Raw genomic sequence first — 12,418 nt, forward strand, 5'->3', positions numbered from 1 at the left:
AGACATGTATGCTGTGACACATTCCTCGCTCGCCCCTGCGGTTAACCACAGCCGCTATCTGCAACGTCTGTTTACCCGGTATCCCGAGCTGGAAGCACAAACTGCTGCCGCACTGGATAAACCGTTTTCGCGCGACGAAATGCTAACCGCGCTGGCCACTTGTGCTGAACAGGATGAAACCACCGCCAGCCGGACATTGCGACTGTTGCGCATGCGTGTCATGGCGCGGTTAATCGCTCGCGAGCTGGCTGGTTTGTCTGATCTGGATGAAGCCGTCGCCGTCATCAGTGACCTCGCCGAAGTCAGCATCGCCTGTGCGCTGGAAACCGCCCGCCGCCAATTGCATGAACGTTATGGCGACCCGGTAGGCGAAGAAAGCGGCACTGTCCAGCAATTGATTGTAGTCGGCATGGGCAAATTGGGTGGGCGCGAACTGAATGTGTCGTCCGACATCGATCTAATCTTTGTTTACCCGGAAGACGGCGAAACCACTGGCCCGCGCAAAGTCAGTAATCACCAGTATTTTGGCTTGCTCGGCAAAGCGCTGATCCAGCTGATTGGCCATCCCACCGACGAAGGCATGGTGTTTCGCGTTGATATGCGCTTGCGCCCGTTTGGCGACTCCGGCCCGCTGGTATCCAGCTTTGGTGCGCTGGAAAACTACCTGCAAACCCAGGGACGCGAGTGGGAGCGTTACGCCTGGATCAAAGGCCGCCCGCTCACTGGCGATGGCGACGCTTTGATGCAACTGGTGCGCCCGTTTGTTTACCGCAAATATCTGGATTACGGCGCCTACCGCTCCATGCGCGAGTTGCACAGCCAGATTCGCCATGAAGTCACACGCAAAGACCGGCTGGACAATATCAAGCTGGGGCCAGGCGGTATCCGCGAAATCGAATTCATTGGCCAGGTCTTTCAACTGATCCGTGGCGGGCGCGATAAAACCCTGCAACAGCGCGCCACCCGCGTCATTCTTACTGAACTGGCCAATCAAGGCCTGTTGCCGCAAGACGCTGTGAGCGAACTGCTGGGCGCGTACGTATTTCTGCGGAATCTGGAACACCGTCTGATGTATATCGATGACGCCCAGACGCAGATGTTGCCAGGCAACGATGATGACCGGGCCCGCATCGCCAGCAGTATGGGCTATGCGGATTGGACGGCGTTTTATCAAGGCTTGTCGGAGTGGCGCGGTATGGTCAATCGACATTTCGAGCAGGTATTTGTATCGCCGCAGGCCGAGGATGAAAGCCATCCCCAAGCCGATTTGTGGTTATCGGCACAAGACGGCGAAGGCATTGACGAAGGGCTGGTCAAACTGGGTTACGCCGACCCGGCGGAAATTCGTCGGCGCCTGGCGGGCATGCAAAGCAGCAGCCGTTATCAGCAAATGTCTGATCGCAGCCGCCAGCGCATGGACGCCATTTTGCCGCCGCTGATTGAAGTCGCCGCAGGCTATCCGAACCCGGATACCACCTTGCTGCGCATTCTGGATTTGCTGGAAAGCATAGGCCGTCGCGAATCCTATCTGGCCTTGCTGGCAGAACATCCGCAAACGCTCAATCGCCTTGCCAGCCTGTACAGCGCCAGCCCGTGGGTGTCGGAATACTTGACCCGCCATCCCATTTTGCTGGACGAACTGCTGGACGTGCGACTGTTGTATCAGGCGCCTGACTGGTCTCAGGCTGGTGACCAGCTACGCTCACAAATGCATGATCATGCGGGTGACACCGAAGCACGCATGGATTTGCTGCGCCACTTTCAGCACTCCCAGCTGTTCCGGCTAATGGCGCAAGATATCGCCGGCCATTTGCAGCTGGAAACGCTGTCGGATCATCTCTCCGACCTGGCAGATTTGTGCCTGCAGGTAACGCTGGAAGAAGCCTGGCGCGACGTCAACAATCGCCATCTGGATATCCCGGCGTTTGCCATCATTGGTTACGGCAAACTTGGAGGCAAAGAACTCGGCTATGGCTCGGATCTGGATCTGGTCTTTCTCTACGACGACCCGCACCCGGACGCCGCCGAAACCTACGCCCGCTATGCCAAGCGGATTGTTAGCTGGTTAAGCGCGCTGACTTCGGCCGGCCAACTCTACGACGTTGATCTGCGTTTGCGGCCCAATGGCTCATCGGGATTTCTGGTATCGAGCATCGAAGCATTTGTGCAGTACCAGAATGAATCGGCCTGGATGTGGGAACACCAGGCACTCACCCGCGCCCGCTTTGCAGCTGGTTCAACTGCCATTGGCGCGCAGTTTGAGCAAATCCGGATAGATATTTTGCGCCGCGCCCGTGATTTGCCAACTTTATCGGCCGAGGTCGTGGCGATGCGCCAGCGCATGCTGGAAACGCACCCTGCCCTGCCCGAAGACGTAAAGCACTGCCGGGGTGGCATTGTGGATGTCGAATTCATGGTGCAATACCTGGTGCTGGGCTTTGCCGCGCAATACCCGGACCTGACCGCGAATCGCGGCAATATCGCCTTGCTAGCCACCGCCGCGACCCACGGCTTGATTGATACATCCGCCGCTGAAGCTGCGCGCTACTGTTATCGTGAACTGCGGCGCTTGCAGCATCGTGGCCGCTTGAACGGACACAAACCCAATACCGAAGAAATCAGCGCCATGGCCGCGCCCTTGGCCAGCGTGCGGCAGATCTGGCACACGTTGCTGGGCGAAAGTATCTGAAGCAGCGGCGGTTCGGATAAAGACACCGTCTGTAGAACGGCAAAACGGCGCTGGAGGTCATCATCTCCAGTGCCGTTTTTTGCGCCCGCAAACCCCAAAGGTGGGTCAGATCGGAAAAGTACAGTATTCGATTGCCTCTGCGCCCAGCGGCAGATAAGGCTCCAGCCAGGACATTTCCAGCTTCACATGTTCAATCATCGCCACCACCTGGCGCGGATCAGCGTCGCTGGCAAAGCTGAGTTCTTTGCGCCAGAAGCGGTCATCTTCCGGCACGCCGCGCACGCTGGAAGCCATTTGCTCCAGCGCCTTGCGGTTGCTGTGGTAGCCGGTACTGGCCAGCAATTCGCCCAATTCGTCCGAGGCGTCTGCTACTTCAATCACAAAAGCCAGTCCACCAGCAGCATGTTGGTGCAAATTGATGAATACACGGGTATCAAGCATCGAGCGGCGGGCCAATTCGGCAAGACAGTGTGGACAGGAAAAAGCCGCGCGGATAAAGCGGGCTTCGTGTTGGTCGAAGGCAGAGGTGCTCGGCAACTGCTTGTGGCCACAGCGGTGCGTCATTGAAAAACACATTCGATCCATGCATGAGCCTGGCGGGAGCGGTAACCTGGTTGGCGTCATTATGTGTTAAATAAAACAAAACGCCAGAAATACGTAAGTATTTCTGGCGTTTTCGCAACAAGCTTGCCGTCAGCTAGTGAAGGCTTTTTGTTTAAAACAAGCGTTCGATTGCTTAACTCAAGCTGCCGGTGTGGTGTTACGCAGGCGGATATGCAATTCGCGCAGTTGCTTTTCGTCGACCGCATTTGGTGCATTGGTCAACAGACACTGGGCACGCTGGGTCTTAGGGAAAGCGATCACGTCACGGATCGACTCGGCACCGGCCATCAACGTGACCAGACGATCCAGACCGAAAGCCAGGCCACCGTGAGGAGGCGCACCGTATTGCAGGTTGTCCAGCAAGAAGCCGAACTTGTTCTGCGCTTCTTCTTCGCCAATGCCCAGCGCGTCGAACACCGTCGATTGGACGTCGGCCTTGTGGATACGGATCGAACCGCCGCCGATTTCCCAACCGTTCAGCACCATGTCGTAGGCACGCGCACGGCAAGCACCCGGCTGGTCTTTCAGCAGTTCCAGGTGTTCGACCTTCGGGCTGGTGAACGGATGGTGGCAGGCGTTCCAGCGCTTGCCATCGTCGTCGTATTCGAACATCGGGAAGTCCACAACCCACAACGGACGCCATTCGCGAACAAAGAAACCGCCCGCCTCGCCCTTTTCGTGGCCAATCTTCAAACGCAACGCGCCAATGGCTTCGTTAACGATCTTCTCTTTGTCTGCGCCAAAGAAGATGATGTCGCCGTTTTGCGCGCCGGTGCGCTCGACAATGGCTGCCAGCGATTCTGGCGTCAGGTTCTTCACGATCGGCGACTGCAGGCCTTCTTCGTTCAGCTTGGTGATGTCGTTAACCTTGATATAGGCCAGACCACGCGCACCGTAGATGCCAACGAACTGGGTATAGGCGTCGATTTCCGAACGGCTGAATGACGAACCACCTGGCACACGTAGACCAACCACGCGACCGCCTTCCATATTGGCTGCGCCAGCGAACACCTTGAACGGCACGTCTTTCATGACGTCGGTCAGTTCGGTGAACTTGAGCGAAACGCGCATATCGGGTTTGTCCGAGCCGTAATAGAACATGGCATCGTCGTACTTCATGCGCGGGAACTTGCCCAGATCCACGCCAATGGCTTCCTGGAACACATGGCGTGCCATGTCTTCAGTGATGTCCATGATTTCGTCTTCGTTCAGGAACGAAGTCTCGATATCGATCTGGGTGAATTCAGGCTGACGATCTGCGCGCAAGTCTTCATCACGGAAGCACTTGGTGATCTGGTAGTAACGGTCGAACCCGGCCACCATCAGCAACTGCTTGAACAACTGTGGCGATTGCGGCAGCGCAAAGAACATGCCGTCATGCACCCGGCTTGGCACCAGATAATCACGTGCGCCTTCCGGGGTCGAGCGGGTCAACATCGGTGTTTCCACGTCGATGAAACCACGGCTATCCAGGAAGTTACGCACCAGCAACGCCACTTTGTAACGCAGGCGCATGTTCTTTTGCATGGCCGGGCGACGCAGGTCGATCACGCGGTTTTGCAAACGCACGGTTTCAGAGAGATTTTCATCGTCGATCTGGAACGGTGGCGTATTGGCGGTGTTCAGTACCTTGATGTCTTTGGCCAGAATTTCGATCTCGCCGGAGATCAGATTCTTGTTGGTAGTACCTGCCGGACGATCACGCACGATACCGGTGATTTCCAGCACGTATTCGCTACGGCTGGCATCGGCTGTGGCAAAGGCTTCCGGGGTATCCGGATCGAACACCACCTGCACCAGACCTTCACGGTCACGCAAGTCGATGAAGATCACGCCACCGTGATCGCGGCGGCGATGTGCCCAGCCTTTGACGGTAACGGTTTGGCCGAGGAATCGTTTGTCGATCAAGCCACAGTAATCAGTACGTATCATTGTCTAAACCTGTTTTTCGATGGGTGCTATATGAAAATATGAAAAGCGTAATTGCAATAAACCAGAGTGCAAATAAATCGACCGGGCCAGCGCAAGCCAGCCCGGTCATGATCTGAAACTAAACGGGATTGGGCGCGGCTACTACTGCGGGCGCAGGCACGACAGCGGGCCGGCTGGTTGGCACCACAACGCCCATGGAAATCACGTATTTCAGCGCTTCGTCCACGCTCATGTTCAGCTCGCGTACATCCGCACGGCGTGCCATGAACAAAAAGCCGGAAGTCGGGTTCGGCGTGGTCGGCACAAACACCGAAACCAGGTCGCCACCCAGATGATCCGCAATTTCCCCGCCCGGCTGGCCGGTCATGAAGCCAACTGACCAGGTACCTTGATGCGGAAACTGCACCAACAAAGCCTGGCGAAACGCTTGGCCGGAATCAGAAAAGACTGTGTCCGAAACTTGCTTCACGCTGGAATAAATCGAGCGCACGATCGGGATACGGTTGAGCAGATGCTCGCCAATCAGCAGCAAACGACGGCCCAGCACGTTGGTCGCCACTACGCCGGTAATCAGCACCACCAGCACGGTCAAGACCACGCCAAAACCCGGGATATGGTGTGCGCCATCCAGGAAAGGCGCATAAGGTGCAACCAGCTTGAGCAGCCAGAAATCAGGCCGCACTGCCTGGGGCAGCAATGTCCCCAACTGATCCATTGTGCCAATGATCAGATTCAGCACCCACAGGGTGATGCCCAGAGGCACCCACACCAACAGGCCGGTCAGCATGTATTTCTTGAAATGCGTCATTCAGGTTTGAGCCTTGCGCCACAGGCGCGAAAACGATGTTATTGACCAGCCCAAGGCAGGTCAGTGGCAAGCGCAGCCGGGGCTGCACGAGGCCGCAGGGGTGTCGCTGGCAGCCGAAGAGGTTGAAGACGCGGTGCTGCCGCCTTTGAAGTCAGTGGCGTACCAGCCGGTGCCTTTCAGTTGAAAGCCAGCCGCGGTCACCTGCTTTTGATAAGCACCAGCCTTGCAGGACGGGCATTCGGTCAGCAGGGGGTCTGACATCTTTTGCATATGATCATTTTGATAGCCGCAAGCGGTGCAGCGGTAAGCATAAATAGGCATGTGCATATCCCCAAAAGAAACGGATTATACCGTGTTAGCCCAGTTCGGGGCATTACCAGCAAAATCAAGCGTATAGACGGTTTTGAGCTGCAATCTCCACGCTGGCGCCAGCTAGATTGCCTGGCCCGGCCGCTTGCTCAGGGCTTGGGAATGCGCAAAGTGCGGCTGATCATCAGCGAGCCCGAAACCGCAAACATCAGCACCAGCGGATGCAGCCGCCACGGCCCAACGTGGACATAACCAAACCACAGCGCATCGCCCACCGCCCCGCTCCATGCCGCCGCCGCCAGAACAAACACCAGCAACAGGGAAGTCGGAATCGGTGTGCCTTCGTAATACTTCACCTTGCCGGACTCACCCTTGAGTTGTTCGGCGGTGACGTTGTATCGCGCCAGCCGGCTCACGCCACAAGCCACAAAATAACCCAGCACGACGCGGTCCCACATGCCTTGCATGCCAGCGCCATAGGCAATGGCGGCAGGTGCCACGCCAAATGAAATCACGTCGGCCAGCGAATCCAGTTCGCGCCCGAGCGCCGACTGCGCATGACGCCAGCGCGCCACCTGGCCATCCAGCACGTCGAACAGTAACGCCAGCGGAATCAGGCTGCAGGCGATCAATAAATGAACGGGAGCCTGGCGTTGCAGATAGGTCATTACAGAGAACAACGCGCCGGTGCCGCACAAGGCGTTGGCCAGGGTAATCCAGTCCGCCAGATGAAAACTGCGGATCATCGAAAAATGGCGGGGTTGTTTGTTGCGCTCTTCGCTCAAGATGGCTCCATTGCGGCCGAAACAGCGTAATGAAAATGAGCCGTATCTTAGCAGCAAACATGTGGCAAAACGCCGTGCTCGCCGTTGGCACAGGTGGTCGGGCCAACTGCACCAGAGCATATATTCGTCCGTTTGCGGCTGATCTGGCGATACCGCATTGGCAGAGCGAGATGCCAATGCGGATTGACGGTCGCTCGATAAACCACTGCTGGCCGATTTTCCGCATCAAAGCTGGCGCCACATATTGTCACCAGACTGACTTTGTCTATCAGTAAACAGCACAATCAATATGACAAAAACCTGGCCGCACACCTGGTTTTGCAATCCATTTCAAAGCGGGTATCGAGATTGAAACACTCGATCATTTTTTCAGTGCATCCCGCACTATCCTCGTGCAAACTGGCTAAAAAATGCACCAAGACGGCTATTTACGAAGTAGCCGCGCCAGAGACCGGAAACCGGAACCATTCGCCTACAGTGTTCGCCTTACCCGCTAGCGGCTCGCTCAAGAAGCTGCGGCAATTTGTAAGCAAAACAGAATTATGGAGAGTTTAAATGAGCATTGGTCACCGTTTAATTGCAATGATTGCCGTCGCGCTGGCCGCGGTGCTGGTCATTGGCGCGACAGGGATGTACCAGTTTTCGCAAATCCAGTCGGGCGTAACCCGGCTGATGGACGATGACATCGACAGCATGCTGATCGCCAACGATCTGAACAACAGCTACAAAGTTGAGCAAATCGAGTTGGGCCGATTGATTCTGGAACAGAACCCGGACAATCGCGTGGCCTTGAGCAAGGGCATCGCGGAAACGCGCGAGAAGCTCAAAACACAGATCGGCTCGTACGAGAAAAGCCGCGTGCATGACGACGAAGACACGGCAGCCTTCGGCGCCTTCAAGACCTCGCTGAATCAACTGCACACCGTATTCGACCAAATCATCAAAGCTTCGGAAGCCGGTGACAACGCCACGGCGATTACCGTAGCGGGCACGCAAGGCCGTGACGTATCGATTGAAGTCGAAAAGACGCTGGAAAAAGTCTCGGCGTATAACGTTAACCGGGCGCAAAAAGAGCAAGCCGGCATCGACCAGCGCCGCCACACTGCGCAGATCTGGTTTATTGCCGTCATTGCCGTTGCCGCGCTGGTGCTGATTGCCGGTGGCATTGTGCTGTACAACGCGATCCGCCAACCGCTCAACGCCATGAAGAAGACGTTTACCCAGGTTCAACAGAATCTGGACTTCACGTTGCGGGTGCCGTTAACCCGACGTGACGAAATTGGTGCAGCAGTACGCGCATTCAACCAGTTGCTGGACGGTCTGCAAAACAGCCTGCAAGGTATCCATCAACAAATTCGCCAGGTTGCCGGTGCCGCCACCGATATGTCGCGCTCCGCCGCCGAGATGTCTGGCAATGCCACCAACACCAGCGAAGCCGCCAGCAATATGGCCGCAACGGTTGAACAGGTCACCGTCAGTATCACTCACGTGGCAGATCGTGCTGGTGAGGCCAACGAGTTGTCGCGTCACTCGGGCAAGCTGGCGCAAACTGGCTCGCAAGTGATCGAGTCCACCGTCAGCCGCATCGAAGGCATTGCCGGTACTGTGCGCACTGCCGCGGATGAAATCGGAAACCTGCAAACCATGAGCGGCCAGATCAACGCCGTGGTGAAAGTCATCAAGGAAATTGCGGACCAGACCAATTTGCTGGCTTTGAATGCAGCAATTGAAGCGGCCCGAGCCGGCGAACAAGGCCGCGGCTTTGCAGTGGTAGCGGATGAAGTGCGCAAGCTGGCAGAGCGTACGTCGGCATCTACCCAGGAAATTTCGGCAACGGTTAGCTCAATTCAGGATGGCGCGCTGCGTGCAGTGTCCAGCATGCAGGAAGTGGTCTCGCGCATGGAAGATGGCGTGGATCATGCCCGTCAGGCTGGCCAGGCCATTATTGAAATCCGCCACGGTGCCAACGATGTGGTGGAACGCGTGGATGACATCAGCACTGCGATCCAGGAGCAAAGCGCGGCCAGCAACAATATCGCGCAACTGGTGGAACGGATTGCCCAGATGTCGGAAGGCAACAGCGCCTCCGCCCGCCATACTGCTAGCGCAGCGCAACAGCTGCACCAACTGGCTGGCGACATGCAACGTGAAGTGGAACGCTATCGGGTTTAACACCGCTGGCACACCGCAAATAAAAAGCCCGGCTCTGCGTTGGGCTTTTTATTTGACATGATTTGCGAGAGATAGCCTGGCACTGAATGACTCACTTGCGCAGCAAGACCCTCAGCGCACTTCCACCAGATCCAGCGCCCACGTTCTAGCGCAGGTTTCTTTGATCTGTGCCGCCAGGCTCACCAGATCGATGTCACCAACAGGCATGGGTCGGGCGAACAAAAAGCCCTGCAACTTGCTGGAGCCCATCGCCCGCAGCCGATCCACTGTCGCGACCGTCTCAACGCCTTCCGCGACCACATCCAGATGCATGGCCTGTGCTAGCTGGATCACACATTGCACAATCGCCGCGCTTTTAGGGTCGCTATCCAGCGAGTGCATAAAGCTCTTGTCGATCTTGATGGCATCAAACTGGTAGTGATGCAGATAGCTGAGTGAGGCATAGCCTGTGCCAAAGTCATCCAGCACTACCTTAACGCCCGCCGCCTGCAACGCTTGCATGGTCTGGTTGGCTTGCACCGGATCAGCCACCAGCGCGCCCTCGGTCACTTCAATCTGCAGGCGTTCCGGCGCGATACCAAAGTGGCGCATCCGGTCCAGAATGGTTTGTGCACAGTTGGGCTGCACCAGGCTCAAGCCGGACCAGTTCAGATGAATCGGTGGCCAGTGCGTCGGCACCTGCGACAGCCAGCGGCAGAGCCAGTCCAGCATGTAGTAATCCAGGCGGGTGATCAGTTTGGTGTTCTCGGCCACGGCCAGCAATTGTGCGGGCATGGTCCAGCTGCCATCCAGCGAACGCCAGCGCATCAGCGCTTCAAATGCCACCACCTCGCCTTTCTGGCAATCCACAATCGGCTGCAGGAACGGCACGATGGCGTCCTGGCCTTTGAGCGCATTGCGAAAGCGCGTTTCCTGCTCCAGCAAATCGCCAGCCTGCTCGCGCAAATTATGGTTGAACAACACATAACCATCGCGCCCGCGCTCTTTGGCCAGATACATGGCCGAATCCGCATCGCGCAGCAAATCCTGCGGAGTCTGATGCAGTTCGGGCTCGGCCAGCACAATGCCTAGCGAGCAACTGACAAAAATCGATTGCCGCGCCAGCACAATGGGGTGATCGAACGCATCGACAATGCGTTGCGAGATCAGCGTGGCCGCGTCCGCCACGCGTACACCTGGCAACAGAATGGCAAACTCGTCGCCACCAATGCGGGCCAGCAAATCACCATCCCGCAAGCAGTGCTGGATGCGTTTGGCCGCTTCAATCAGCAAGGTGTCGCCTTCGATATGACCAAAGGTGTCGTTGATGTGCTTGAAGCGATCCAGGTCGGCAAAGATGACTGCAAACGATTCTTCGGAAACGCCCAGGCCCTGCCAGGCGGCATCCAGCTCGCGCATGAAGTAATTGCGATTGGCGATGCCGGTCAGCGCGTCATGCAGGTTTTCGAATTGCAAGCGGGAGTTAGCGGAATCCAGATCCTGCGTGCGCTCTTGTACCCGCTGTTCCAGTTCCACATAGGCCGCATGCAGCCGGTCTGCCGTGCGCTTGCGCGATAGCGCGGTGCCGATGTGATGCGAAACGAAGGTCATCAGCGCCATTTCAGCGTCGCCAAATTCAATTTGGCCTTCATAAATCTGGATCACGATCACGCCGCAAACGTCGTTGTCCTCAAACAACGGCGCACCCAGCCACCAGGTGAAGTTATCGTCCCGATTTAAAAACCGCCGATCGATCTCGCCTGCCATGGCCAGGTCAGTGGCTACGGCCCGGTTTACCAACACCGGTCGCCGCTGGCGAATGACATATTCGGTCAGGCCGCGCTGCATCTTGCGCGGCTTGGGTGTGGTTTCGCAGCTATCGACAAAATACGGAAAGCTGACGATATCGGTGTCGGCGTCATGCAGCGCAATAAAGCAGTTTCTGGCATAAACCAGCGTACTGATAATGGCGTGAATCTGGCCGTAAAAGTCGGCCATTTCAATGGGCCGCGAAGATAACTCGGCAATCTGGAATAACGCGTGCTGCAACGCTTCACCGCGCTCGCGTTCTTCGACTTCGCTTAGCAAGCGCTGGTTCAGTTGCACCAGTTCTTCGGTGCGGCGGGCAACTTCGGATTCCAGAAACGCCTTGCGCAAAAAGCGCTCCAGCGCCAGTCCGACGTGCTGCGCCGTCAGCAAAAACAGGCGCTGGTCATCCGCATCGTAGCGATAGCCTGGCCGATAGGTTTGCACCGCGATCACACCGATCACGTCGTCGTTGGCGCCACGTAACGGTGCGCCAATCCAGGATTCGGCCACCGGCCCTTCCGTGCCCAGACTGCCGGTGCGCTGCCGATACAGAATGCCTTCGCGGTCGATCAGTAGCGGTTCGGCGTTGCGGATCACCCAGCCAGTCAGCGAAATTTCATCCGGCGTAAACGGGGTTTCAGTGGCCGGGTCCGGCGGCGCATCGTCCAGCGTGTCGACAAAATATGGAAAACGCAGGGTTTGCCGGGCGCGGTCATACAGCGCCACGTAGAAATTTTCGGCATCGATCAAGGTACCAATAACTTGATGCACCTGCGGCAAAAAGACATCCAGCTGCGTTTCACTGGCAGCCAGATCGGCCAGCCGGATCACGGCGTCTGCAATTTTTTGCAAATGGTCTGAATGCCGGCTCAGCACGGAGCGGCCAAAAACCTCGGCAGCGCACATCGCCACAAAGTGATCGACCTGCCCGCGCACAATCAGACAGCCATCGGGGCGCAGTGGATCGCCAGCGAAAAACGCCTGACCGCCCAGATCGCCAATGGCGTCGATGGGGTTGTCGTCCTGCAAGGCTTCGACAAACGGGTTGAAGTCGTCGATGCCGGCGACTTGCTGCCACGATTCATCACGATGGATAAACCAGGCCCAGTCACCGATCAGCCAAACCGGTTTATCGGCCTCCAGGCAAGCGGCAATACCGACCAGCGAGCGTTGCTGCAGCAATGCGCGACAGACGGCGGCGGTACCGGCCAAGCCTTGCGGTGCATCGTTTGCCCAAACGGGTTTGATACTCATGCGCTAGCACCACGGCTGTGTATTACTCGGATATTCATTTGCCAAACGCAATTTTGCAATCGTCATACCCTATTGTGT

The 12,418-nt window shown here is 57.0% G+C and carries 8 protein-coding genes and 1 pseudogene; 3 read left to right on the forward strand and 6 right to left on the reverse strand.

What is annotated here, in order from left to right; translation table 11 throughout:
- Positions 1-4 precede the first annotated feature (4 nt).
- The gene (gene glnE, locus N7220_RS04540) at positions 5-2,689 is read left to right on the forward strand and encodes a bifunctional [glutamate--ammonia ligase]-adenylyl-L-tyrosine phosphorylase/[glutamate--ammonia-ligase] adenylyltransferase (protein WP_283150279.1); all 2,685 of its coding nucleotides are present in this window, start codon (positions 5-7) and stop codon (positions 2,687-2,689) included.
- 105 nt (positions 2,690-2,794) lie between these two features.
- On the opposite strand, the gene N7220_RS04545 is transcribed toward glnE, so the two are convergent.
- From N7220_RS04545 to N7220_RS04555, 3 genes are all read right to left on the reverse strand, one after another.
- Positions 2,795-3,253 carry a hypothetical protein gene (locus N7220_RS04545; protein ID WP_283150280.1) on the reverse strand — a complete coding sequence of 153 codons (459 nt, stop codon included), beginning with the start codon at positions 3,251-3,253 and terminating at the stop codon, positions 2,795-2,797.
- Positions 3,254-3,430: 177 nt separating this feature from the next.
- Positions 3,431-5,221 carry an aspartate--tRNA ligase gene (gene aspS / locus N7220_RS04550; RefSeq protein ID WP_283151400.1) on the reverse strand — a complete coding sequence of 597 codons (1,791 nt, stop codon included), beginning with the start codon at positions 5,219-5,221 and terminating at the stop codon, positions 3,431-3,433.
- Between the two features lie 121 nt (positions 5,222-5,342).
- On the reverse strand, positions 5,343-6,032 hold the full coding sequence (locus N7220_RS04555) for a DUF502 domain-containing protein (protein ID WP_283150281.1): 690 nt from the start codon (positions 6,030-6,032) through the stop codon (positions 5,343-5,345).
- 13 nt (positions 6,033-6,045) lie between these two features.
- Here N7220_RS04555 and N7220_RS04560 point away from each other — a divergent pair, with 13 nt between their 5' ends.
- Positions 6,046-6,216, forward strand: coding sequence for a hypothetical protein (locus N7220_RS04560; RefSeq protein ID WP_283151470.1), 171 nt, complete (start codon positions 6,046-6,048; stop codon positions 6,214-6,216).
- Positions 6,217-6,242: 26 nt separating this feature from the next.
- On the opposite strand, the pseudogene N7220_RS04565 reads toward N7220_RS04560, so the two are convergent.
- Positions 6,243-6,359 (reverse strand): annotated as a pseudogene (locus N7220_RS04565) (FmdB family zinc ribbon protein); the annotation flags it as partial.
- Between the two features lie 131 nt (positions 6,360-6,490).
- A complete protein-coding gene (gene pssA / locus N7220_RS04570; RefSeq protein ID WP_283150282.1) occupies positions 6,491-7,126 on the reverse strand; it encodes a CDP-diacylglycerol--serine O-phosphatidyltransferase in 636 nt (211 codons plus the stop codon).
- Positions 7,127-7,681: 555 nt separating this feature from the next.
- On the opposite strand from pssA, the gene N7220_RS04575 reads away from it, so the two are divergent.
- Positions 7,682-9,298, forward strand: coding sequence for a methyl-accepting chemotaxis protein (locus N7220_RS04575; RefSeq protein ID WP_283150283.1), 1,617 nt, complete (start codon positions 7,682-7,684; stop codon positions 9,296-9,298).
- Positions 9,299-9,409: 111 nt separating this feature from the next.
- On the opposite strand, the gene N7220_RS04580 is transcribed toward N7220_RS04575, so the two are convergent.
- Positions 9,410-12,340 (reverse strand): EAL domain-containing protein, encoded by a 2,931-nt coding sequence (locus N7220_RS04580; RefSeq protein ID WP_283150284.1) that lies wholly within the window; start codon positions 12,338-12,340, stop codon positions 9,410-9,412.
- Positions 12,341-12,418: the final 78 nt, after the last annotated feature.

The organism is Silvimonas soli (genome assembly GCF_030035605.1).
GTDB lineage: Bacteria > Pseudomonadota > Gammaproteobacteria > Burkholderiales > Chitinibacteraceae > Silvimonas > Silvimonas soli.